This window comes from Pandoraea cepalis (assembly GCF_902459625.1).
Classification (GTDB): domain Bacteria; phylum Pseudomonadota; class Gammaproteobacteria; order Burkholderiales; family Burkholderiaceae; genus Pandoraea; species Pandoraea cepalis.
In genome coordinates this window covers 420,509-442,380 of the sequence record NZ_CABPRY010000003.1, presented here as the reverse complement: position 1 = coordinate 442,380, position 21,872 = coordinate 420,509, and the positions used below count along the sequence as shown (strand labels likewise).

General features: G+C 65.3%; 21 protein-coding genes and 1 pseudogene. 6 read left to right on the top strand and 16 right to left on the bottom strand.

The window, feature by feature from the left end; translation table 11 throughout:
* Positions 1–102: 102 nt before the first annotated feature.
* From PCE31107_RS10030 to PCE31107_RS10020, 3 genes are all read right to left on the bottom strand, one after another.
* On the bottom strand, positions 103–1,728 hold the full coding sequence (locus PCE31107_RS10030; RefSeq protein WP_150608133.1) for an AAA family ATPase: 1,626 nt from the start codon (positions 1,726–1,728) through the stop codon (positions 103–105).
* Positions 1,729–1,789: 61 nt separating this feature from the next.
* On the bottom strand, positions 1,790–2,521 hold the full coding sequence (locus PCE31107_RS10025; RefSeq protein WP_246181780.1) for an alpha/beta hydrolase: 732 nt from the start codon (positions 2,519–2,521) through the stop codon (positions 1,790–1,792).
* Between the two features lie 95 nt (positions 2,522–2,616).
* Entirely contained in the window at positions 2,617–3,507 is an 891-nt protein-coding gene (locus PCE31107_RS10020) for a LysR family transcriptional regulator (protein ID WP_150608131.1), read from the bottom strand.
* Between the two features lie 96 nt (positions 3,508–3,603).
* Between PCE31107_RS10020 and PCE31107_RS10015 the strand changes: the two genes are divergently transcribed.
* Complete coding sequence (locus PCE31107_RS10015; protein WP_150608129.1) at positions 3,604–4,620, top strand: NAD-dependent epimerase/dehydratase family protein; 1,017 nt, start codon at positions 3,604–3,606, stop codon at positions 4,618–4,620.
* 125 nt (positions 4,621–4,745) lie between these two features.
* On the opposite strand, the gene PCE31107_RS10010 is transcribed toward PCE31107_RS10015, so the two are convergent.
* Positions 4,746–5,672, bottom strand: coding sequence for a 3-hydroxyacyl-CoA dehydrogenase NAD-binding domain-containing protein (locus PCE31107_RS10010; protein WP_130026064.1), 927 nt, complete (start codon positions 5,670–5,672; stop codon positions 4,746–4,748).
* A gap of 75 nt (positions 5,673–5,747) precedes the next feature.
* Positions 5,748–5,927 (bottom strand): hypothetical protein, encoded by a 180-nt coding sequence (locus PCE31107_RS23330; RefSeq protein WP_174966590.1) that lies wholly within the window; start codon positions 5,925–5,927, stop codon positions 5,748–5,750.
* On the opposite strand from PCE31107_RS23330, the gene PCE31107_RS10005 reads away from it, so the two are divergent.
* Positions 5,926–6,675: an FRG domain-containing protein gene (locus PCE31107_RS10005; RefSeq protein ID WP_232424515.1), complete on the top strand. Its 750-nt coding sequence runs from the start codon at positions 5,926–5,928 to the stop codon at positions 6,673–6,675. The two genes, PCE31107_RS23330 and PCE31107_RS10005, sit on opposite strands and share 2 nt — an antisense overlap.
* 28 nt (positions 6,676–6,703) lie before the next feature.
* On the opposite strand, the gene PCE31107_RS10000 is transcribed toward PCE31107_RS10005, so the two are convergent.
* Positions 6,704–8,104 carry a diguanylate cyclase gene (locus PCE31107_RS10000; protein WP_150608127.1) on the bottom strand — a complete coding sequence of 467 codons (1,401 nt, stop codon included), beginning with the start codon at positions 8,102–8,104 and terminating at the stop codon, positions 6,704–6,706.
* A gap of 122 nt (positions 8,105–8,226) precedes the next feature.
* Positions 8,227–8,475 carry a hypothetical protein gene (locus PCE31107_RS09995; protein WP_130026066.1) on the bottom strand — a complete coding sequence of 83 codons (249 nt, stop codon included), beginning with the start codon at positions 8,473–8,475 and terminating at the stop codon, positions 8,227–8,229.
* A 623-nt stretch (positions 8,476–9,098) separates the two neighbouring features.
* Between PCE31107_RS09995 and dapA the strand changes: the two genes are divergently transcribed.
* Positions 9,099–10,052: a 4-hydroxy-tetrahydrodipicolinate synthase gene (dapA, locus tag PCE31107_RS09990; protein ID WP_150608125.1), complete on the top strand. Its 954-nt coding sequence runs from the start codon at positions 9,099–9,101 to the stop codon at positions 10,050–10,052.
* A gap of 37 nt (positions 10,053–10,089) precedes the next feature.
* On the opposite strand, the gene PCE31107_RS09985 is transcribed toward dapA, so the two are convergent.
* Both PCE31107_RS09985 and PCE31107_RS09980 read right to left on the bottom strand, forming a co-directional pair.
* Entirely contained in the window at positions 10,090–11,751 is a 1,662-nt protein-coding gene (locus tag PCE31107_RS09985; RefSeq protein ID WP_150608123.1) for a methyl-accepting chemotaxis protein, read from the bottom strand.
* A 214-nt stretch (positions 11,752–11,965) separates the two neighbouring features.
* Positions 11,966–12,637, bottom strand: a complete 672-nt coding sequence (locus tag PCE31107_RS09980; protein ID WP_150608121.1) for a glutathione S-transferase — start codon at positions 12,635–12,637, stop codon at positions 11,966–11,968.
* Between the two features lie 122 nt (positions 12,638–12,759).
* Here PCE31107_RS09980 and PCE31107_RS09975 point away from each other — a divergent pair, with 122 nt between their 5' ends.
* Both PCE31107_RS09975 and PCE31107_RS09970 read left to right on the top strand, forming a co-directional pair.
* Positions 12,760–13,686, top strand: a complete 927-nt coding sequence (locus tag PCE31107_RS09975) for a LysR family transcriptional regulator (RefSeq protein ID WP_150608119.1) — start codon at positions 12,760–12,762, stop codon at positions 13,684–13,686.
* Positions 13,687–13,865: 179 nt separating this feature from the next.
* Entirely contained in the window at positions 13,866–15,107 is a 1,242-nt protein-coding gene (locus PCE31107_RS09970; protein ID WP_150608117.1) for a YbfB/YjiJ family MFS transporter, read from the top strand.
* Here the strand turns inward: PCE31107_RS09970 and PCE31107_RS23635 are convergent.
* From PCE31107_RS23635 to PCE31107_RS09935, 7 genes and pseudogenes are all read right to left on the bottom strand, one after another.
* A pseudogene (locus tag PCE31107_RS23635) lies at positions 15,068–15,919 on the bottom strand (helix-turn-helix transcriptional regulator); the annotation flags it as partial. The gene PCE31107_RS09970 and the pseudogene PCE31107_RS23635 overlap by 40 nt on opposite strands.
* Positions 15,920–16,015: 96 nt before the next feature.
* Positions 16,016–16,822 (bottom strand): trans-aconitate 2-methyltransferase, encoded by an 807-nt coding sequence (gene tam / locus PCE31107_RS09960; RefSeq protein ID WP_150608113.1) that lies wholly within the window; start codon positions 16,820–16,822, stop codon positions 16,016–16,018.
* Between the two features lie 39 nt (positions 16,823–16,861).
* The gene (locus PCE31107_RS23325) at positions 16,862–17,719 is read right to left on the bottom strand and encodes an anti-sigma factor family protein (RefSeq protein WP_174966610.1); all 858 of its coding nucleotides are present in this window, start codon (positions 17,717–17,719) and stop codon (positions 16,862–16,864) included.
* Positions 17,706–18,458 (bottom strand): RNA polymerase sigma factor, encoded by a 753-nt coding sequence (locus PCE31107_RS09950; protein WP_281352568.1) that lies wholly within the window; start codon positions 18,456–18,458, stop codon positions 17,706–17,708. Before PCE31107_RS09950 ends, PCE31107_RS23325 begins: the two co-directional genes overlap by 14 nt.
* 37 nt (positions 18,459–18,495) lie before the next feature.
* Positions 18,496–18,876 (bottom strand): cupredoxin domain-containing protein, encoded by a 381-nt coding sequence (locus PCE31107_RS09945; RefSeq protein WP_150608111.1) that lies wholly within the window; start codon positions 18,874–18,876, stop codon positions 18,496–18,498.
* A 25-nt stretch (positions 18,877–18,901) separates the two neighbouring features.
* Positions 18,902–19,897, bottom strand: a complete 996-nt coding sequence (locus PCE31107_RS09940; protein WP_217425194.1) for a metallophosphoesterase family protein — start codon at positions 19,895–19,897, stop codon at positions 18,902–18,904.
* A gap of 125 nt (positions 19,898–20,022) precedes the next feature.
* Positions 20,023–20,883 (bottom strand): M23 family metallopeptidase, encoded by an 861-nt coding sequence (locus tag PCE31107_RS09935; protein ID WP_150608109.1) that lies wholly within the window; start codon positions 20,881–20,883, stop codon positions 20,023–20,025.
* A gap of 249 nt (positions 20,884–21,132) precedes the next feature.
* Between PCE31107_RS09935 and PCE31107_RS09930 the strand changes: the two genes are divergently transcribed.
* Complete coding sequence (locus tag PCE31107_RS09930) at positions 21,133–21,840, top strand: phosphatase PAP2 family protein (RefSeq protein ID WP_150608107.1); 708 nt, start codon at positions 21,133–21,135, stop codon at positions 21,838–21,840.
* Positions 21,841–21,872 lie beyond the last annotated feature (32 nt).

The window sequence follows — 21,872 nt, the reverse complement described above, 5'->3', positions numbered from 1 at the left end:
GTCGGTGCCGGTCCGCCCCCAATATAGCCAGACCGGCGCCTGGGCGCGCCTCTAGTTTTCCCGCATATTGCCGTGCTGCGGGGCTGACGCACGCCCGGCACCTCAGCGCTCATACCCCCGGAACAGCCCGCACAGTCGGAATACATCTTCCGTGAATGGCGTGCCCTTGACGTTGCAATAGCGGCTCGCCAGCTTCATCAGTTCCTTGATGTCGCGTCCGCTCGCGTTCGGGTAACGGCTCGCGAGCGACTCGATCAGGGCGTCGTCGAGCGGCGCACCGACCTGATCGGCCTGCATTCGCCAGAGCCGGCGCGCATGCGACGGCGATGGCGTCTCGTAATGGATCGTGGCGATACAGCGCGACAAAATGGCGTCGTCGACGTCGCCGCTCCGGTTGGTCGTCATGAACAACAGGCCATGGAAGTATTCCAGCGAACGCAGGAATTCCGCGACGATGGCGTTGTGCTCCAGATCGTTGTCGCGCCGGCGGATGTACACGTCCGCCTCATCGAGCAGCAGGATGGCATTCCAGCGCATGGCCCGACGCAGAATGCTCATGAGCGTGGCCCCGACCGACGCCGCCGTCGTCCCCAATTGCCCCGAATGCACACGGTAGAGCGGCTTGCCGACGACTTCGGAATAGATCTCCGCCGTGAGCGTCTTGCCGAGTCCTGGCGCGCCCTGGCAAAGGATGGTCGCACCGCCCGATTTGCCCGGCACGAAGTCCGGCATCATCACATCCATATTCGATGTCAGGATGTCGATCAGGTCGTGATGATGCGCCGGCAGCACGAGCTTGTCGCGCAGCCCCGGCTGATACGCATACTCGGTCATGTTCTGCACGTGCACCCAGAGGTTGCGATGCCAGTCCAGGTGGAACACATGCACATAGCAATGTAGTGGAATGGTCTCGAACCCCTGCGCGACCTCGGCGTTGCGCCAGAAGTCCGCATCGCACGCCATCTCGAAATTGCGCTCCAGGCGCTCTTCGTCGTTCACGCACTTCGCGGCCGTGCCGTCCACCACGCGAATCAACTCGGTCGCGCCTTTTGCATCGACGGAGAACGCCGCGCGGCGCAGTACGAACTGCGCGCCGAAGGCACGCTGCACGCGCAGAAACCGCTGCGCATGCTGTTCGTATTCGCGCTTGAACTCGGCGCACTCCTTGTAGAAACCGAACTCGGCGAGCAGCTCGGGAATGGTGCGATTGGCGATGTCGTCGCGCGTGAACACGAGCGACGTGGTCATGCCCGAGCGGCGCAGGCGATGCTCCGTCAGATTGGAATTGGCCGACTGCATTGTGTTCGCCAGCATGTCCATCACGACATAAGGCGATCCCTGCTCCGGCTCCACGTAGCGCAAGCGGCGAACGAGCCACGGCAGCAGGGCGCCGTCACGGTGACGTTGGTACACCCAGCCGTCGATGACGTCGCGCGCAAGATAGGCGACGAGGCCCGGCACCAGCTTGTCCAGACTTGGGATCACGCGCGCCTGCGGCGCATTGAAGACGTTGTCGAGCGCGAGCATCTGGAACATCAGCGCCCGTTCGTTCTGCGTTTTGCACAGCACGTAGAGCGTATTGAGCGACTTGGCGTCGAACCAGTGGCTCGACACCCGCAGGTTGCCGCGACACACGCCGTAAGCCGTCAGTTGTTTGCCCAGCGTTGAATCGCTGCCGATCAGTTGCAGCAGCGGATGAATCAGTGACTCGGGAATTTCGAAATCCATGAACGGCACTCCCCGTAAGGCGTATGGCCCGTGCGTACGTTGCCCCGTGGCAAGGCGCGTGTCAGGCGAGGAAGAAGTCGATGGCACGCGCAACGACGTCCGGCTCGATGATGTGCCGTCCGTCGAACTCGACGAACTGCACGTCGTAGCCCGCCGCCGCGAGCTTGCTGGCGTTTTGGCGGCCGCTTGTCTCGATGGGCAGTTGTTCGTCGACGCGTCCGTGCGCGATGAAGACGCTGGGCTGCCCTTCCTGAACGAAGATGGACATGAAGCCCCCCGAGAACGCGATCACGTGAGTGGCGATGTCGCCGTTCGTCACCCCGATGGACAGGGCGTAACTCGCCCCGTCGGAAAAGCCCGCGAACGCCACACGCCCTGTGTCGATGCGATACCGGCTGGCGACCTCGCGCAGCGCCGCTTGAAGTCGCGCCAGATCGGGGCCGTTGCCGCCGATCACGATGTCCCACGTCGGAAAGGTCGAATGCGGTGCGAGTACGAGAAACTTATGACGCTGTGCATGCGGCTCGATGAACGGCAACACCTTTTCCGGAAAGCCACCCGCGCCATGAAACATGACAAACAGAGGAACGGTGGTGTCCGTGGGGAGATCGGGCGGCACGTAAAGCACAGTGTCACGCTGCTCACTCAACCCAAGTGAGTGACGGCCGGACGGCCAGTGGGACGGCAAGGCCGCGCCGGATGACGCCGGCGCAGGCACCGCTGCGCCAACGTCGGGAGAGGCGGACGTCAGAACGTCCGGTGGCATTCTTCCGAACAACGAAGGGTCGAACATAGCGAGGAGATTGTCTCGTGATCGTTGATATTATTGATATATTGTATATCAACAAAGATCTCCGTCGATATCCGGTATGCCTTTGGACAGCCGCCTTATTCGGCCATATAGGCGGTCAATCCTGCCACGAGCGCGTCGAAGGTGACTTTGCAGCGCGGACTTTGACGCAAGTCTTCGTGCATCGTGACCCACGTTTGCAGTGAGAAGCGAAAGGCATCGGGCAGCACGCGCACGAGCCGGGCCTCTTGTTGCGCCAGCGGCACCTGACACGCACCGATGCCGTAGCCTGCCCGGATCATGGCCAGTTGCGCCAGATCGCTGTCGGCGCGAAACGCAAAACTATCGCGTGACCAGACGGGCATGCCCCGTGTGGCCTCACGGATGAACGGCGTCATCTGATCGAAGCCGATCATTGTGTGATGCGCGAGATCGGCCAGCGACGTCGGCACGCCGTGGTGCGCCAGGTAATCGTCGCGCGCATGCAGGCCGACGTCGATGTTTCCGACGCGACGCGCCATCAGCGCGTCCTGCTGTGGCGGCGCCATTCGCACGGCAATATCGACCTCGCGATGCAGCAGATCCTGAATGCGGTTCGTGGGTACCAGTTCGATGACGAGGTGCGGGTGGGCGCGTCGCAGCGCGCTCAGGATCGGTGGCAGCACCTCCACGCCAACGACCTCGCTCGCCGAGAGGCGCACGACGCCGTTCGCCCCCTCCCCTTGGCTTGCCGCCGCCCGCTCGAATGCCTGCGCGGTGTGTTGCATCGCCTGCGCATGGGGCCGTAGCGATGCCGCGGCATCGGTGGGCAGCAAGCCGGTCTGCGAACGCGTGAAGAGCGTTTGCCCCAGCACCGCCTCCAGCGAGGCGATATGACGGCCGACCGTCGGCTGCGTAATGCCCAACGCACGCGCCGCGCCGGAGAGCGAGCCCTCGGTCAGCACAGCGAGAAACGTCCGGCAGAGATCCCAGTTCAGGGGCGTCATCATACAAAAATGTATAGCCGATAGATGGTTTTAGGTAATTTTAATTGAATTGCCTCGCGCGGAGAATGGCGTCACCGACAACATTCAAGGAGCGGCATCATGCACTACGGGTCCCAACACAAAGTCTCTCGCGCGCTGGTCCTCGGGGCGACCGGTGGTATCGGCGGCGAAGTCGCGCGTCAGTTGCTCGCCGCCGGCTGGCATGTGCGCGCGTTGCGTCGCGGCGGTGCGCCGCGTGCCGCTGCATCGTCCGCCGGCATCGAGTGGCTCGACGGCGACGCCATGCAGACCGGCGACGTCCTCGCGGTGGCACGCGACTGCGAGGTGATCGTGCATGCCGTCAACCCGCCCGGCTATCGCCACTGGGACACGCAAGTGTTGCCGATGCTCGACAACACGCTCGCGGCCGCCACGATGCATGGCGCCACCATCGTTCTGCCGGGCACGGTCTACAACTACGGCCCCGAGACATTCCCGGTCCTGCGCGATGACGCCGCGCAGCGGCCGCGCACGCGCAAGGGGCGCATCCGCGCGACGATGGAAGCCCGTCTGCGCGACGCGAGCCGCCATGGCGTGCAGACGATCATCGTTCGCGCCGGCGATTTTTTTGGTGCGCAATCGCGCAATAGCTGGTTTGGACAAGGACTGGTGAAGCCGGGGCGGATTGCGCGCGTCGTCCAGGTGCCCAACACACCCGGCGTGGGTCATCAATGGTCCTATTTGCCCGATGTCGGCCGCGCGATGGTCATGCTCATCGAACGTCGTCGTACGCTTGACGCCTTCGCCACATTCCACATGGCCGGGCATTGGGATGCCGATGGCACTCAGATGGCGACCGCGATCACACGCGTCATGGCGCGACACGGCGTCGACGTCAAACTCCGTCGATTCCCGTGGTGGCTCGTGTGGGCGGCATCGCCCTTCGTCACGACGCTTCGCGAGCTGCGCGAGATGCGCTATCTGTGGCAGCAGCCGGTGCGCATGGATAACACGCGACTCGTGGCGACGCTCGGGCATGAGCCTCACACGCCGCTGGACGTCGCGCTCAGCGCTACGCTCGAAGGGCTCGGATGCTTGCCAGGCGGAGGCCTTCAGACAACACGGCTCGCCGATTGACGGCCCCCCCCTCCAGGTCATCGCGTCGGGCTCGAGCAGCGGCAACGGCGCCAGGATCACCGCGCGGTTGGCCCGCCGCGAACGGCCGGCGTCCCGCCCCGGTTGCGCGAGCCCGCCCGCGATGCCTACGCCTTGCCCGCGAGAATACCGAGAATGATGGCGTCGCGCTGCGCTTCGAGCCGCGCGCTGCCGCAGCCGGCCAGTTCGGCGTCGACCCCTGCCGCGATGCGCGCCTTGAGGTCGTCCGTCAGCACCGGCTCGCCGAGATCGGCCCACCACGATTCCACGGGCGGCCCGAGGTGCTCGAGAAAATGCGCGATGCCGCCCGCGCCGCCCGACAGATGCAGGTTCACGAACGGCCCGAACGCCGCCCAGCGCAAGCCCGGGCCATAAGCGATGGCGTCGTCGATGTCGGCCACCGAGGCCACACCGGTATCGACCAAATGAATGGCCTCACGCCAAAGCGCCGCCTGCAGCCGGTTCGCGATGTGGCCCTTGACCTCCTTCTTCACATGGATCGCCCGTTTGCCGATGGCGCGGTAGAACTGCATCGCCGTGTCGATGGCGGCCTGCGACGATCGCTCGCCGCCGATGACCTCGACCAGCGGAATCAAATGCGGCGGATTGAATGGATGTCCAAGCACCACGCGCTCCGGATGGATGCACACCGACTGCACGCGGCTCATCAGCAGTCCCGACGAACTCGATGCGATCACGACAGACGGCGGCAAGGCAGCGTCCATCGTGCGAAATAGGTCCTGCTTGAGGTCCTCGCGCTCGGGACCGCTCTCCTGCACGAAGTCGGCGCCGGCGAGCGCCGCGTCGAGCGTGTCGTGAAACGTCAGCGCGTCGCGCGAGGCGCCCGCCGTCAGGCCGATCCGGATCAGCGTCGGCCAATGCGCATCGACTGCCTCGCGCAAGCGCTCGCGGGCGCCCGGTGCCGGATCCCAGGCACTCACGCGCAGACCCCGCGCCAGAAAGTAAGCCGCCCAGCTCGCGCCGATGACGCCCGTGCCGATGACGGCGACCTGCTCGATGTTGTCGTATTTCACATTTGTCTCCGAAAGGATGGCGGCGGGACGACTCACGTGCCGCCCGGCCTGAGAATGCGTGTCGCTCGTTCACATCTATCGCATGCTCGATGCGCGCGCTTGAGCTGTCACCAACACCGTACTATAGTGGCCGACGCCATGCAGCGCTCGCTTTGCCTTGGCGTGCTCGATCAGCGGCACGTCGGCGCCGCACGCCAACTCAAGGATCTCGCTCACTATGGACACCACCGTCGTCGAAAGCTGGAAGGATTTCATGGAACTGTCCTCCCGCTTCGAAGGCTGGGCCTTTCGCGGGCAGCAGGACGCACGCTGGCACCTGCAAAGCTCGCTCTCGCGGTACCTGCACGCCTATGTGGCGGACAAGGAACAGTGGCGCAGCCGTGAGGCACGTGCTATTCGCATCTTTCGGCGCAAGGCGCACAACCATGTGCCCTGGCCCGACTTGCTGCACGATGATCTGCGCTGCCTTGGGCTGATGCAACACCATGGTGCCCCGACCCGTTTGCTCGACTTCACGAAATCGCCCTTTGTCGCCGCGTTCTTTGCACTGGAGCGCGCCACGAGCGATTCGGCCATTTTCGCGCTCAACACCCCCGCGCTGTATGACGACCGTGCCCGTCCGCGTCATGCACCGTGGCTCACCCGCGATACGATCGATCCCCGCGTCAAGGGGAACATGGAGAAGTACTTCCTCGGCAATGACAACGAGGTGGTCTGGTTCGGCGAGCCGGAAGAAATGGACGGTCGTCTGATCGCGCAATCCGGCACCTTCGTGGTACCCGGCGTGATCGACCGGCCGATGCACCGCATCCTCGACGGTTATGAGAGCGACGAACCCCTGCTGCGCAAGATCGTGCTGCCGTTGGCGCTGCGCGCGGACGCGATGAAATGGCTTTATCGGATGAACGTCACGAACGCATCGCTGTTTCCGGATCTCGACGGCCTCGCCCGCTCGATTGCCATCGAAATCGAAATGATCTGGCCAACGCAGACGCTGGGATGAATGGCCCGGCGCGCGGGTCAGTCGGGCGTCAGATCAAGTGCTGCAAGAAACTGGACCCACCGGATTTGCGCGCGGACTTGTTGGCATACATACGCTGATCGGCCACGCGGATGAGTTCGCTCATCGATTCGCCGTCGTCGGGGAACACCGCCACCCCGACACTTACGCGCACGCTCAGGCTGGCATCGTTGACGGAGATGACCTGTTCGATCTCGGCGCGCAGACGCGTGACTGCGACGTCGATCCGCTCGACGACCTCCGCATCCTGGACAATGGCGACGAACTCGTCGCCCGAGTGACGCGCCACGAAGCCGCCTCCCGTAACTCCGGCCTTCATGCGCTGACCAATCTCCTTGAGCAACAAGTCGCCGACCGCGTGCCCCAGGCTGTCGTTGACGCCCTTGAACCCGTCGATATCGGCGAACAGGAGCGCCAGCTTCCCGTTGGTGCGCTGTGCACGGCGAACGGCCTCGCTCGCAAACTCGCCAAACGTGCGGCGGTTCGGCAATCCGGTCAGTTCATCGAATCGCGCCGCTTTGTAGAGGTCGTCGATCAGTTGCTTTCGCTCGATGGCCAACGCGGTCTGGTCGCAGACGAACGCCAGCAGCCGCTGCGCGGCCTCCGCCCGCAGCGCGCTGGCCGGGCCGTAGAGCATGAGTGTGCCCACGGCGCGGCGCGCCGTGCGCATCGGCAAAATCACCAGCGCCTGCGCGCCGGGCTCGGCAAGCGCGTCTGGCGCAAACGGTTCGGTACATAGGTGGGGGATCGATTGCCCCGCGCCGTCGATAGGGATCGCTTCGATCAGGTGCCACAGCGATTGTTGCGCTTGCGCAGCCTGCGTCGAGAGGCCCCGCGCCTGCGGCCAGTCGAGCAAGGGGATGTCGGCGCTGTCGCGATACTGATACGCTTTCTCCCACGTCATCAGTGCCGCATCGCAGGTCGCCACGACAATGGCATCGATGGGAAACAGCGTGGCCAGCGTGTCGTGGACGGCCTTGCACAGGGAGCGAATATCGGCGGCGTCGTGGGCTGCTTCGGATATCGAGTACGTGGCGCGCTGCAGCGCTTCGGCCTGCTTCTTGGCCGACACGTCGCGTGCCACGCCAATGCGCAGTTCGTGGTCTTCTGACCAGCGGGCGGACCACATGATGTGGACGTAATGGCCGTCCTTGTGGATATACCGATTCTCGAACCCGATCCGGGGAAGTCCCGCCATCACGAACTTCGATTCTTCAATCGTGCGCTCGCGATCTTCCTTCACGACGAAATCGATCATCGAGCGCCCCAGCAATTCCTCCGGGGTGTACCCGAGAATGCGCTCGCAGGCCGGACTCACATAGACGAGCGCGCCAGCCTTGTCGACAAGAAACACAGCGTCGAGCAGCAACGCCATACAGCTTGCCAAGACGTCTTTTGTGACAAATTCCATGTATCTCGAACGGACACGAAGGCTCCGCGCAGTATAAGGTAATCTCAATATGTGAATATTTCGTCACCTTGACGACGCAAAACTTGCGATCGCTTCCCCGCCGCACTACGATCCCGCGCTCCTCAAAAAATCAGTTGCTTCAGCCACCCCGGCGCTGCGACGTTTGCGGCACATTCCGCCCGCACGTTCCGGCACGCGGTCTCGTATTCGCTTCGCAGCAGCTTGATTCTCGCCGCGACGAGACGCCGGAATGCCAACTCGCGCTCGCTGAATCCCACCCGGTCCTCATATCGGGTACCGTCGGGCAAGGGGCCTCGAATTTCGTAATACGTCACCCCGTCACGCGAATACTTCACGACTTTGGCTGCCATCTTGTCTCAATACTTTTCAGTTTTCCCCGCCCCAGTGTGCCCATTATTGTTTTGCGTTTCCGGGGTGTGAGTGCGATTGTCACTTGACGGATTCAAATTGGCAACCGGGAAAGTCCCCCCGTGGCGGTCGCACCACGGGGCGTTCACCGCAATCCGCCGTTAACCGAACATCGATTTTCGATTAAATCGATTAAACGGAGAATTAAAGGACGCTTTAAATTGCGCCGCGCAAATGCCGGCATGATCGACATGACCCTCGCGCATTGCGGCGCCATCGCGGATCGTTGTACTTGACGCCACTTGCGTACAGCGGATAGAGTCTGCCTATGACGAATTTCCGAATCCCCTGCTCGCCGTGTTTGCGCGTTGTCCCGATGGGACAGCGGGGTGCGTTCGTCAAAAGCAAAAAACAGTCGCTCAACTGACCGGGGCGTGCTGTTCCGTCAGTTGAGCGACGGAACAGCCACGTGGACCCGGCAGTCCTCACCTCGCGCCGCCCTGCCTCACCCGGCGCGCCTGCCTCGAAGTCTCCCACGCGCCGGCAATTGCCCGTCGTCCTGCTGAACGGTTTTCATACCGGTCAACGCACGTTCGTTTCGTACGTAACGTCCAGGGAGACACTTATGCAAGTCGCACAGTCCCAACCCCAGTCGCTCGCTTCATCTCGCGCCCCGCTCTTTCGCGGCATCTGGGTACCGCTCGTCACGCCTTTCGCCAGAGATGGCGCCGACACGCCGGTCGATCACGCGGCATTACGTCGACTGGTCGCGCACTATCGTCGCTCGGGCATCGCCGGCCTTGTCGTGTGTGGTACGACGGGTGAAGCGGCAGCCCTTGACGACGCCGAACAGCTTGCCGTGCTCGACACAGTGCTGACCGAGGCCGGCGACCTGCCGGTGATCGCCGGGCTCGCCGGCAATCACCTGGGTCACACGCTGGCGCGCCTGGACGCCTTTAACACCCTGCCCCTGGCGGGCGTACTGACGCCGGCGCCGTATTACATCCGGCCCGCACAGGCCGGGCTCGTCCACTGGTTTCAGACGCTGGCGGATCGTTCGCGTGCACCGGTGGTGCTGTACGACATTCCGTATCGCACGGGTACCCCCCTGACGCTGGAGACACTGCTCACGCTCGCGGGTCACGACAATATTCGCGGCATCAAGGATTGCGCGGGCAACGCGCACACCACGCAGGCACTCATCGCCGACGCACGCCTATCGGTGCTGGCAGGTGAGGACGCTCAATTGCTGTCCACGCTCGCGATGGGCGGCCATGGCGCGATCATTGCGACGTCGCACTGCCGGCCGGCGCATTTCGTGGCCTTGTATCGCGCGGTGCAAGCGCAGCAGCTCGATGCCGCGCGCGTGCTGTTCCATGCGCTCATGCCGATGGTGCGTCTCATGTTTGCCGAGGCGAATCCCGGACCGGTGAAGGCCTGGCTTGCCCATGAGGGCCTGATGGCCGATGTGCTGCGCGCGCCGATGACGAGCGCGTCAACCGCCCTGACACAGCAGTTGGTCGCGGCCGTTGCCGCCATCGACGCCGCGTTGGGCGCGAAGGCGGCCAATGCCGCCTGAGCCGAGATAGCAGACGAGGGGGGTGGAACCGCGGACGTCAGGCCGCCGCGCGCTGTCGTCCCGGCGCCGTCGTGCCGCGCTCGCCGCGGGACGACAAAGCACCTGTCAACGCCAATGTCGGCACACGCGGCATCATGCCCGGGCGCGCGCCGCCGTCGCTTTCCACGCGGAACTTCGCGGTCTCGTTGACCAGGTCGGCGGCCTGTTGACGCAGGTGGTCCGCCGCCGCCGCGGCTTGTTCCACGAGGGCGGCGTTCTGCTGCGTGACCTGATCCATCTGCGTGACGGCCTGCCCCACCTGCTCGATGCCGCGCGCCTGGTCGTCGCTCGCGGCGGCGATCTCGGCGATCAGCTCGCTCACGCGTCGCACCGACACGACGATCTGGTCCATGGTACGACCCGCGACTTCCACGCGCGACGTGCCGTCTTCGACCTGCTGCACCGATGCCGCGATCAATTCGCGAATGTCCTTGGCGGTGCCTGCGGAGCGCTGGGCGAGCGTGCGCACCTCGCCGGCCACCACGGCAAAGCCACGCCCCTGTTCGCCGGCGCGCGCCGCTTCCACGGCCGCATTGAGCGCGAGAATATTGGTCTGGAAAGCAATGCCTTCGATGGCCTTGATCATGTCGCTCATGCGCGCCGATGCGCTGGCCATTGCCTGCATCGTCTCGACGACGGCACGCACGCTCTGCGCCCCGGCATCCGCCACCCCGGTCGCTTCGTGCGACAGGCGCCGCGCCTCCATCGCATGTTCGACGTTCTGACGCACGGTCGATGTCAACTCTTCCATCGACGCTGCCGTCTCTTCCAGCGAGGCCGCTTGCTCTTCGGTGCGTTGCGACAGGTCGGTGTTGCCCTGCGCAATTTCGCGTGCCGCGTTGTCGATCGCCCCCGACGCGCCCTGAATATTGCGCACGAGATGGCCCAGTTGTTCGACGGCTGTGTCGAGCGCACTCGCCATCTGGCCGATTTCGTCGGCACGCTCGGCATTGACACGATGCGTCAGGTCGCCACGCGCGAGCGCCGAGGCCCCCGCCACCGCCGCACGCACCGGGCGCGTGACCGAGCGCGTAATCGCCACCGCCGACACCACGGACAGCACGACCGACGCGAGCATCGTGGCGAGCAGCCACAGGCGGGCGGATCCATATGCGGCGGTCGCATCGGCCGCCTCCTTCGCGCTGACCACCTTGCCGACCTCCATCAGAGCGTCGAGGGGGGCGAAGTATGCCACCTGGACCTTCTGCAGCGGCCCCATCAGTTCGGTCTTGGCTTCGGCAAAATTGCCGCTGCGAACCAATGCCACGACCGCATCGAGCCGCTTCCCATAGTCCGCGTTCGTATCAGCCAGCGTGCGGTAAAGCGCCTTGCCCTTGTCGGTATAAAAGATCGTCGCCATGCCCGCGATGCTCTTGTTGTTGGTCTGGCGCATCTCGTCGATCTTGGCCAGACGGGCATCGAGTTGCGTGTTGTCTTCGGACATCACGATATCGCGCAGGAGGACGGCAACGTGCGCCGCGCGATCCTTCAGGCCATGAAATTCAAGAATCTTGTTGTTCAGGTCGGAGACGATGAGCTGGGTATTCGTATCCATCGTCGCCATTTTCGTCACGGCCACCACGGCCACGACCAACAGCATGAATACATTGACGGAAAAGGCGGCGGCGAGCCGTTTGCTGATACTCAGGTTCTTGAACATTGCCTTGCGCGCGTTAAGCGATTCGTCCTGCGGTGTTGTCGTGACTTCAGCCTGGCAGGCCAGTGCCTCTCTCTGTACCTCTGTGGAGGTATAACGAGTGCATTTGACGAAACTTGAGCCTCTGCGCGACGAATTCGCCGAATCTTCCGTCGGCGCCGCTCAGACAGGCGGTCATCGGGGGATGTCCGCACCAAAACGGCGCAAACGACGCCTGTCAGCCCGGCAACTGATAGGGTCCGCCACGGGCCAGGGCACGTTGATACGCATCACGCGCATGAATGCGTTGCAGAAAATCGGCGATCGCGGGCCAGCGCCCCTGCGCGTTGCCGCGCGCGCTCGCGGCTTCCAGCGGGAAACTCATCTGGATGTCCGCGGCGCTGAAGCGATCGCCGACAAACCAACCGGTCTTCGTGAGCACGTCGTTCACGTAGTCGAAGTGCAGGCGCAGTTGCGGATCGACGAAGCTCGACTGCAGCGTGTCGCTGATCTTGCGGGCAATGGGGCGAGCGAAGAACGGCATGGGCGCGCTCGCGATGCGCAGGGCGACGAGCTTGAGCAGCAAAGGCGGCATGGCCGACCCCTCTGCGTAGTGCAACCAGTAGGTCCAACGCAGCCGCTCCGGTGTGCCTCGCGGCGGTGCCAGTTGCCCGAGTTCGTCGCGATCGGCGAGATACTCGATGATGGCGCCCGACTCGGCGAGCGTCAGTTCACCGTCGGTCACGACCGGCGACTTGCCCAGCGGATGCACCTCGCGCAGTGCCGGCGGAGCGAGCATCGTCTTCGGGTCGCGCGTATATCGACGCAGGTCGTAGGGAATGCCCAGCTCTTCGAGCATCCACAGTACGCGCTGCGAGCGCGAGTTGTTCAAATGGTGAACCGTCAGCATAGGGTCTGGCTCCGGCGGGACGTCCGCTCGCCATTGTCGCCGCAACGCCGGGTTTAAGGGTAATCTTGTCCATCGGCCGATCCGGAATCGACTCTGCGCCCACTCCCTCTCTTTCATCCCTCATGGACCGAATCGATGCCATGAAAGTCTTCGTCGCGATCGTCGACGAAGGAAGCCTCGCCGGTGCAGCCCGGCGCCTCGGGCGCTCTGCCGCGGCGGTAAGTCGCGCCATCGGCTACCTCGAGGCGCACACCGGCACGGCGCTGCTCCATCGCACGACGCGCTCGGTCAAGCTGAGCGTTGCAGGCGAGCGCTATGCCGCTGCATGTCGGCGCATCCTGCTCGATCTGGACGAAGCCGATGTGATCGCCGCCGGGGAGCGCTCGGCCCCACGCGGCCTGCTCACCGTTTCCGCGCCGCTCGCCGCCGGGGAAACGTTCATGCGCGAGATCGTGGACGCCTTCATCGAACGCTATCCGGAAGTCGTCGTCCGCCTGCAGTTGAGCGACCTGCCCGTGAGCCTGATCGACGAGGGCATCGACGTCGCGATGCGCGTCGCCCACCTGCCAGACTCCTCGCTCGTGGCCACGCACGTGGGCGAGGTTCGAAGAATCATTGCCGCCTCGCCCGCTTATCTGGCGACCCACGATCCTATCGGGTCCCCCGCGGATCTGTCGAAGCAGCAAATCGTGTCCATGACGTACTTCGGCATCGACGCGTGGCGCTTCCCCGCCACAGGACGCGGTTCGGTACCACAGATCGTACAGTTCACCCCGCGGCTGGTCGTCAATTCGATCCGGGCTGCGATTGCCTCGGTCGTTGCAGGACACGGCGTGGCGCGAATGTTGACGTATCACATCGTCGACGAAATGGCGCACGGCACGCTGCGCATCGTCTTGCAGGACTACGAACACCCGCCCATGCCGGTCCACGTCATCACACCGCAAGGACGGTTGGCCGTGCCCAAGGTGCGCGCCTTCGTCGACTTCGCGGTACCGCGTCTGCGCAAGCATTTCGCACGCGTACACAAGTTGGCGAGCCAGGCATAAGGGATGGGCGGTGCCGATGAAGCGGCGTTCTGCCGCCCCGACATTGTTACGCCGTGCGGAAGAATGACTTCCGAGCCATAGCCGTTCCCCGGCGCGCCGCCAGCGCCTAGACTGACGCCATTGCCGCGACGCCTCGCACCGACCCACGCCGGGGCGCAGCCGGTGCTTCCGGAGTCCTCATGTCCCACGCTGTCCTTGGCAGCCCCACAACCGCCGCCTTCAACGCCTGGCGAGCCACGCTGTCGGCCGCCTGCGCCAGTCTCATCGGCATCGGCTTTGCCCGCTTCGCCTACACGGCGCTTCTGCCCGCGATCATCGGTGCGCACTGGTTCGCACCCGCGACCGCGGCCTATCTTGGCGCGGCCAATCTCGGCGGCTACCTGGCCGGTGCCTTGGGGGCCCGCGTGCTTGCGCGGCATGTGTCGAGCGTGAGACTCGTGCGCACGATGATGCTGGTCGCCGTCTTCGCTTTCTTCGCCTGCGCCTGGCCCCTGTCGTTCGTCTGGTTTTTCGGATGGCGCTTCGCCTCGGGGTTTGCGGGCGGCGTATTGATGGTCACGGCCGCACCGTCGGTGCTGGCGCACGTGCCTGCCTCGCGGCGCGGCATCGTGAGCGGCGCAATCTTCGCCGGCCTCGGGCTGGGCATCGCCGCGTCGGGCACGCTCGTGCCGCTCCTGTTGCGCGACGGCCTTGCCCAGACGTGGAGCGGCCTCGGCGTGCTTTCGCTCGTGCTCACGGCAGTGGCGTGGCGCGGTTGGCCCGACGGCACGCCGACGGCAACGGCCGCCGACGCCCCCGCTCCCATCAGGCGCCCGCTCGCCAGTCCGGTGGCGCTGCGCTCACTCTATATCGAGTACGCACTAAACGCCGTCGCACTGGTGCCGCACATGATTTTTCTCGTCGACTATGTCGCCCGCGGGCTGGGCAAGGGACTCGACGCCGGCGCGAACTATTGGGTGCTGTACGGACTGGGGGCGATCGTCGGTCCGCTTTTCGCCGGGCACCTCGCCGACCGGATCGGCTTTGCACGGGCCTTGCGTGTTGCTTACGTCGCGCAGTTCTGTGCGGTGCTGCTGCCGGTGCTCGGCCTCGGCCTGCCCGCGCTGATGGTGTCCAGCGTGGTCATGGGCGCCTTCACCCCGGGCATCGTGCCGCTGGTGCTCGGACGCGTGAATGAACTGCTCGCCCATCATCCTGCCGGACAAAAAGCCGCGTGGAGCACCGCCACGACCAGTTTCGCGACGTTGCAGGCAGGTGCCGCCTACGGACTATCGTTTGTGTTCGCCGCGACGTCGGGCAACTACGCGCTGCTGTTCATGGTGGGCGGTGTCGCGATGGCGATCGGGCTGCTCGTCAACGTGGCTTCCGCTCGCCTGGCGCTCCACTTCCCGGGCGACACACCGAACGCACGGCGGAAGTAGCGGGTGAAGTGGGACAGATCGTTGAAGCCTTGCGCGAGGGCAACGTCGGTCGCCGGCGCGCCGGCGCGCAACGCGGGCAAGGCACGCACCAGACGCAACTGATTGCGCCAGGCATGCGGCGCCAGGCCCGTCTCGCGCGAGAACAGCCGCGCGGCGTGAAACGGCGACAGGTCGACCGCCTCGGCCAGGGCCGTCAGCGACAATGGCTCGGTGAGATCGGCCGAGAGCCGCGCCTTCATGGTCTCGACCCGCACCGCATCGCGATGTACCGGCGTGTCCGGCACCCGCGCCTGCGCATGGCGCGCCAGCATGAACGACACGGCCTCGATCAGTACACTTTCCGCCAGCAACGGGTCGGCGCCGACCTGAAGCAGACGATGCGCCGTCGTCAGCCGATGCATTGCCTGCGCGTCGCGGATGACCTGCTCGCCAAACCAGGGATGCGCGTCGCCCGGCGTCGTCAGCCCCGCCAACGGACGCGTCACCTGACGCTGCACGCCTTGCACGAAGCCGACCGGCAGGTAAAACACGCGATAACGCCACCCGAAATCGGTTTCGCGCGCGCCGGTATGCACTTCGCCTGGATGAATGACGGCCACGGATCCGGCGTGCGCCACATGCTCGCCGCCCCGGTAAGCATAGCGCTCGGCCCCTTCCACGATGCACGCGAACGTATATGCATCGTGCCAATGCGGTGCGAAGGTGTGGTCGTTGTACTCAGCGGTGACCATATCGCCACCGGGGACTAGCGACGAGCGCCAGTAGTGAGGGGCGTTGCGAAACGGCTGAATCGGCGGAGACGGGACATTCATGTGCACTACTTTACACCGGGCGTCAGGCAGTTTGCCGAGCGCGCACCTTGCCTGCTTGAGTCCTCTGTGCGCGGCGATCTTGCCCTATCCCGTCCATCATCGCGTCGCCACCACGAACAGGCGTGGAAACGGCAGCAATACCGTACCGTCGGCCAGCGCCGGATACGCGTTGTCAATCGCGTCGGTATAGCGCACCAGAAACGCCTCTCGCGATGCGTTGTCGAGCTTCGCGAGGAACGGCCGCAACGCACTGCCCTTGAACCACTCCACGACGGCCGGTGCCCCGCCCGCGAGCGGGTGGTAGTACGTGGTGCGCCAGATGTCGACGCGCGAGCACAGCGCGCGCAACAGCGGGTAGTAGAACGTCGCGCCATGGCGTGCCGTGCGCTCCGCCCCTTTGAGCGTTGCGGCCCAACGCGGATCGGCCGCCACTTCGCGCATCAGCTGGTGCGCGGGCTCGTCGAGATTGTCGGGCGTCTGCACGGCCAGCGAACCGCCGGGCGCAAGACAATCGACCAGGCGCGGATACAGGGTCTCGTGATCCGGCAACCATTGCAACACCGCGTTGGCGAGAATCACGTCGAACGGGCCATCGGCCCAGGTCGCGATATCGGCCACGTCAAAGCGGCATTGCGGCAGTCGCGCAAGCGCCGCATCGACCATGTTCTGCGAACTATCGAGACCGAGCACTTCAGCGTGTGGGTAACGAGCGGCGAGCACTTCGGTGGAGTTGCCGGGGCCGCAGCCGATATCGACCACGCGGGCCACTCTGCGCCCCGCAAGCGGCGGAATGGCGGCTACGAGATCGCGCACGGGACGCGTGCGCTCGTCTTCGAACTTGACGTATTGTTCGGCCTGCCACGCAGGATTCACCGGGGCATTCGACGAGGGGACTTTCGACATGACGCTCTCCATGGGGGATGGGGCAAGCGCCTTACGATATCAGGTCGCCGCCTGCAATGCCTCGACAAACACACGCAGGTGCGACGGCTCGGCATCGGTGATCGCCCAGTAGGTCATACCGCCGCGCCGCCAGCGCGCAATGGCATAGCCATCGGACCCCGTGATCGTCGGCGCCGCCGCGGCCATGTCGCGCGCCGGAAACACGTAGACATCGATCGGATGCTTGTCCGTGCGGTAGACGAGCACGGCCACCGTGCGTCCACCAACGTAGTCGACGCGTCCGCCTTCCAGCGGGAACCCCTTGGCCGACAGATCGGTGACGGGTGGCGCGTAATCGATGCGTCCGTTGAACCACGGCTTGACGGTATGCTGATCGGTCGAGATCACGTCAATGGGATGTTGCGACAGCAACGCGCGCACATGGCTCGCCACGATCTCCTGCGGATGCAGGCCGATGGCTGCCGGTTCCTCGACCCCTTGCGGCGTCACGGGCGGACGCGCCACCAGCAACCCCATCGCGACCGCGAGCCCGCCGAGAATCGCGCCGCCGGCACCGCCGAACAACCAAGGGGCAAGGCTCGGCCCCCACGCCAGCTCGGCCGGTCGGTTCACGTGAGGAGGCTTCGTCGGCGACGCCGGATGGGCCGGATTCGTCGGATCGGCCCCGGGCTTGGCATCCTGTGCAGGCGCTGCCGTGGCGGGCGCCGACGTCAGGCGCGCTTGACGTTCGGCGAGTGCCACGTCGTCGCGCAGGCGTTCGCGCAACGCCTGCGGGGCAGCATGGCGCAACGAGCCGTCGCGCAACAGCTTGCCCAGCGTGGTGGCTTCGCCAGCGACGGGGGTTTCGCCCGCGCTCGTTCCCGGCATCGTATCGTTGGGGTCGTCAGGCTTGTTCATCGGGTCCTCCCCGCGTGGTGCCGTCGAGCGGCAGACGTGTCAGACGTGCGACCTGCGCCGACGGCGCGCGCGGTGTGGTCCTGGCGCTCGTGCGCGCGGCGGCCTGTGCATCGAGCACGGCAGCCGCCAGCATCTGCCTGGCGCGCGCCAGACGCGACATCACCGTGCCCGCCGGCACCCCGACGATCGTCTCGATCTCGCGGTAGCTCAGATCCTCCATCTCGCGCAACACCAGCACCTCGCGAAACACCACCGGCAACGAGGCCAACGCCCCGCGCACGAGCGCGCACTCGTCACGTTGCACGGCGAGACGCTCAGGGTCACCGGGTGTTGCGTCATCCCAACCGGGCAGACGGGCGTCATCCTGCAGGCCGTGCCTGGCCTCGTCGAACGGCGTGCCGAGCGCCTCATCGGCGCGGCGACGCCACTCCGTCAGCCAGGTATTGCGCACGATGGCCAGCAGCCACGCGCGCGCATTGTCGCCACGAAAACCGTCGAAGAAACGCAACGCGCGCAAGTAGGATTCCTGCACGATGTCGTCGGCGTCGCTTGCACTGCCCGACAGCCAGCGCGCGAGGTTGTACGCCGCATCGAGGTGCGGCAACGCCAGTGCATCGAACCGTTCCGACGCAGGCGCGCCGGATGTTTCAGCGTCGGTCACCGGAGTCTCCCCAGTGCGGGCAACACGGTGCCCGGGTGAATCGGTCTGTCGTCGCGAACACGACGTCAATGGCCTCATTGAATCACATCTGCCTTTCGCCACGACGATTTCGCGACTACTTCACGATGATCACACCGGTCATGTGAGGATGAATCGCGCAGTAGTAGGGATACGTTCCCGGTTTGTCGAACGTAAATGAGAACGTGCCGTTGGTATCGAGCGCGCCCGACGCAAACACATGCGGATTGTCCGAACTGGTCACGGTGTGCGGGTCCTCGTCGTGATTGGTCCATGTCACACGCGTGCCCGCGCGGACGGTGAGCGTCGCGGGCGAGAACGCAAAGTTGTCGATATTGACGGCACTGGCGTTGGCGGCGTTGGCGACGCCCACGAGCGCCGGCAGACGGAGCGTGAGCATGCCGGCCGACGCCACGGCGACGCCACGCAGCCATGCGCGACGCCGTGCACCGCAAGCGTTCAGAAGAGACGATTTCATGGAAGGGCTCCGAAAGCCGTGGGCGTCACGACGCCAACGAGGTGTCACTGAGCATTGGCGTTGCGTCGAGCGCCGTGAAGTCGACGCGACGAATGCCGAGGGCCTGCCGCAGTTGCGACGCGTCGACCTTCAAGGGTCCCGGGCCGGGGCCGTCGCCCGGCGCGGGCTGCGGATACGCCGTCGACATGGCTGTCTGCAAACGCACATTGCCCTCCACTTTTTGCAGGACCTGATGGATATGCCCGTTAAGCACCGTCACCGAGCCGAACGGCCGGAGCAAGGCAAGTGCGCGTTCGCCGTCGTCGGTCCCCCAGCCCCAGGCGGGATAGACCGACCACAACGGCATATGGGTGAACACGACGAGCGGCGTGCTGCGCGAGCGCCCCTTCAGGTCCGCCGCGAGCCAGGCGAGCTGCGTGTCGCCCAGATAGCCCATGCCGCCGGCCTTGAGCCCGATCACGTTGACCAGCGCGACGAAGTGCACGCCTTGCCGATCGAAGCTGTACCAGCCGACACCCCGGCTGTCGGGTGCGAAGCGTGCGAAGAAGGCGCGCCCGTCGTCGGCGATCACGTCGTGCTCGCCGGGAACGTAGTGCGTTTCCAGGCCCGCGCTGCTTACGATCTGCTGCGCGGTATCGAATTCCTCGGCGCGCGACAAATGACTGACGTCGCCCGTGTGGAGCAGGAACGCGGGACGCTGCGATGCCCCGCGGATTCGATCGATGGCCAACTGCAGCGTGGACGCTGGATCGGGATTGGCCGCCTTGTTGAAGCCGATATGGCTGTCGCTGATCTGCACGAACGACAGTGCTTGACGTGTCGCCTTGTCGGCTGCCGCAGCCGGCGCCCCCAGCGACAGGCCGCGCGGTACGCCCCCGTCGAGGGTCCACAGGATACCCGCGCCCGCCCACGCAAGACATGTCATCGCCCGGCGACGCGACATGCGTCGCGACGGGTTGCTCTCGTCGAACGAACGGGCATCGGAACCGGTCTCCGGCTTGACTTCCCCTTGATGGCTCATCGCGCACCTCCCTACGTTACGTGCGCTGCCCCGCCCGTCGCCGTGACGAGTCGCAAGAGCGCCCCTATCCGTAATACCGGTGCACGTGCCGCTTTATTCCCGGAAAGACGATCTCGACGCGCCCCTCAGAGCGGCGAGTACTGCCATCGAGTGGCCACCCCGGCCCCCCCGTGAAGATGCCCCGACGGCACGCCATTGAGCACGCTCAGGCAAGAGTTGCCTGTGCCCGCCGGCGATTCGCTCATCTTGGCCGTGCGGCGCAGCAACGGGCGCGGATCGGCGGGCACGCCTTGGCGGCGCAGTTCGAAATGCAGGTGCGGGCCCGTGACCATTCCCGTCTTGCCGACCGCCCCGATGACGCGGCCCGCCGCCACCGTCTCACCGACACGCAGCCCGCGCGCCGTGGCGGACAAGTGGGCGTAGATCGTCTCGCTATCGTCTCGATGCGCGATCACGATGTAACGTCCGAAGCCGCGGCGCTCGAAGCCGATGGACTTCACCACGCCCTGCGCCACCGCGCGCACCGGCGCGCCCGACGGCGCCACGAGATCGATGCCGGTGTGCCGATGCTTCACGCGTCGCACCGGGTGTGAGCGCGTGCCGAAATCAGACGAAACGCGCGAATAGGTCACCGGCATGACGAGAGGCTTCGGCGCCCGCACCGTCATGGTCATGGCATACAGCGGCGTTACCTTGCCGCAGACGGATTGCGGCAATGCCACGTTCGCGTGCGGCGACGATGCGTCGGCCGACACGGTCGGTGTCGCCGCCGAGAAGGAAAACGAAGGGGTCAGACGCGGGTGCAGGCGCAATGTGTCGGCCATGCCGCCAGTGTCGGCCATCGCAGCCACCGGCAGCGCCATGCACAGCCAGACGCACGCGGCGCGCCAGCGGGCACGGCGGCCTTCGCCTTGCCCCCGCAGGCCTTGCGCGCCGCCGTCCAACGCGGTGCACCTGCGCTTGGAGGAAGGAGAAGAGAAAGACATCGCTCGAGAAACCTGTTCGAAAACGACGCAGTCTACGGGGCATCATGGCGATAATTGACGGGAAAACGCGCAAAATATCCATCAACACCCAGCAAAATATCGCCATTTGGGAAATAACCCGGTGCGAACCCTCGTTTCGCACCCTACCTCCGTGCGATGCCGGACCGGCATTTGTTCTCCCCAGCGTCGCGCGCGTAAGATAGCGCTTTCGCCCGAAGCCCTCCGCCCTCGGGCCGTCATTTGCCAGTCATGTCTAGCTTCTGGATCACGATTACCAATTTCGGCGGTGCCGCCGTGACGGTGCCCGCCGCCGCCGCCCTCACCCTCTGGTTGCTCTCGGCCCGTGCGTGGCGCATGGCATTCACCTGGGTCGCCCTGTTTGCGGCGGGTGCGCTTGTCGTGGCGGCCTCCAAGGTCATGTTTCTCGGCTGGGGCCTCGGGTGGCGCGAACTCGATTTCACCGGCGTGAGCGGCCATACGATGCTCGCCGCCACCGTGTACCCGGTCATTGCATGGTTGCTTCTGCGCCACCTCGCGTGGCCGTGGCGCGTGCTCGGCATGGCCGCCGCCACGGCGGGTAGCGTGGCGGTCGGGGCGTCGCGCGTCGCCCTGTCGGCGCACTCGATTTCGGAGACGGTGGCCGGCTGTGTCGTGGGCTTCGCCATCTGTGCCGCCTTTGCCTGGCATACGCGTCGCGACGCCACGCCCAATCTCAAAACCCTGCCGATGGCGGCCAGCCTGTTCGTGCTTGTCATGTGGCTGCACGGCGAGCGCGTGCCGACGCAGCGCTGGATCACCCACGTCGCGCTCACGCTGTCCGGACGCGAGCAGCCGTTCCGTCGCATCAGTTGGCACGCACGAAAGCCCATGGCCCCGTCGACTCTGCGGCCCTCGCACCCCTCGCCGGCGAAACCCGCCACCGCGCTCGATGCCCCGACGCCAGCCCCGCCACGATGAACGACCCCACGCAATGACGTCGTCGTCCCTGC

What these genes read in the sequence shown, in the direction of transcription:
- PCE31107_RS09935 (WP_150608109.1), bottom strand. Translation starts at nt 20,883, where the DNA reads ATGTCTTTCTCTTCTCCTTCCTCCAAGCGCAGGTGCACCGCGTTGGAC.
- dapA (WP_150608125.1), top strand. Translation starts at nt 9,099, where the DNA reads ATGCAAGTCGCACAGTCCCAACCCCAGTCGCTCGCTTCATCTCGCGCC.
- PCE31107_RS10025 (WP_246181780.1), bottom strand. Translation starts at nt 2,521, where the DNA reads ATGTTCGACCCTTCGTTGTTCGGAAGAATGCCACCGGACGTTCTGACG.
- PCE31107_RS09985 (WP_150608123.1), bottom strand. Translation starts at nt 11,751, where the DNA reads ATGTTCAAGAACCTGAGTATCAGCAAACGGCTCGCCGCCGCCTTTTCC.
- PCE31107_RS10020 (WP_150608131.1), bottom strand. Translation starts at nt 3,507, where the DNA reads ATGATGACGCCCCTGAACTGGGATCTCTGCCGGACGTTTCTCGCTGTG.
- PCE31107_RS10000 (WP_150608127.1), bottom strand. Translation starts at nt 8,104, where the DNA reads ATGGAATTTGTCACAAAAGACGTCTTGGCAAGCTGTATGGCGTTGCTG.
- PCE31107_RS09945 (WP_150608111.1), bottom strand. Translation starts at nt 18,876, where the DNA reads ATGAAATCGTCTCTTCTGAACGCTTGCGGTGCACGGCGTCGCGCATGG.
- PCE31107_RS10015 (WP_150608129.1), top strand. Translation starts at nt 3,604, where the DNA reads ATGCACTACGGGTCCCAACACAAAGTCTCTCGCGCGCTGGTCCTCGGG.
- PCE31107_RS09930 (WP_150608107.1), top strand. Translation starts at nt 21,133, where the DNA reads ATGTCTAGCTTCTGGATCACGATTACCAATTTCGGCGGTGCCGCCGTG.
- PCE31107_RS09975 (WP_150608119.1), top strand. Translation starts at nt 12,760, where the DNA reads ATGGACCGAATCGATGCCATGAAAGTCTTCGTCGCGATCGTCGACGAA.
- PCE31107_RS09950 (WP_281352568.1), bottom strand. Translation starts at nt 18,458, where the DNA reads ATGAGGCCATTGACGTCGTGTTCGCGACGACAGACCGATTCACCCGGG.
- PCE31107_RS09940 (WP_217425194.1), bottom strand. Translation starts at nt 19,897, where the DNA reads ATGAGCCATCAAGGGGAAGTCAAGCCGGAGACCGGTTCCGATGCCCGT.
- PCE31107_RS23325 (WP_174966610.1), bottom strand. Translation starts at nt 17,719, where the DNA reads ATGAACAAGCCTGACGACCCCAACGATACGATGCCGGGAACGAGCGCG.
- PCE31107_RS09980 (WP_150608121.1), bottom strand. Translation starts at nt 12,637, where the DNA reads ATGCTGACGGTTCACCATTTGAACAACTCGCGCTCGCAGCGCGTACTG.
- PCE31107_RS10030 (WP_150608133.1), bottom strand. Translation starts at nt 1,728, where the DNA reads ATGGATTTCGAAATTCCCGAGTCACTGATTCATCCGCTGCTGCAACTG.
- PCE31107_RS09995 (WP_130026066.1), bottom strand. Translation starts at nt 8,475, where the DNA reads ATGGCAGCCAAAGTCGTGAAGTATTCGCGTGACGGGGTGACGTATTAC.
- PCE31107_RS10005 (WP_232424515.1), top strand. Translation starts at nt 5,926, where the DNA reads ATGGAACTGTCCTCCCGCTTCGAAGGCTGGGCCTTTCGCGGGCAGCAG.
- PCE31107_RS23330 (WP_174966590.1), bottom strand. Translation starts at nt 5,927, where the DNA reads ATGAAATCCTTCCAGCTTTCGACGACGGTGGTGTCCATAGTGAGCGAG.
- tam (WP_150608113.1), bottom strand. Translation starts at nt 16,822, where the DNA reads ATGTCGAAAGTCCCCTCGTCGAATGCCCCGGTGAATCCTGCGTGGCAG.
- PCE31107_RS09970 (WP_150608117.1), top strand. Translation starts at nt 13,866, where the DNA reads ATGTCCCACGCTGTCCTTGGCAGCCCCACAACCGCCGCCTTCAACGCC.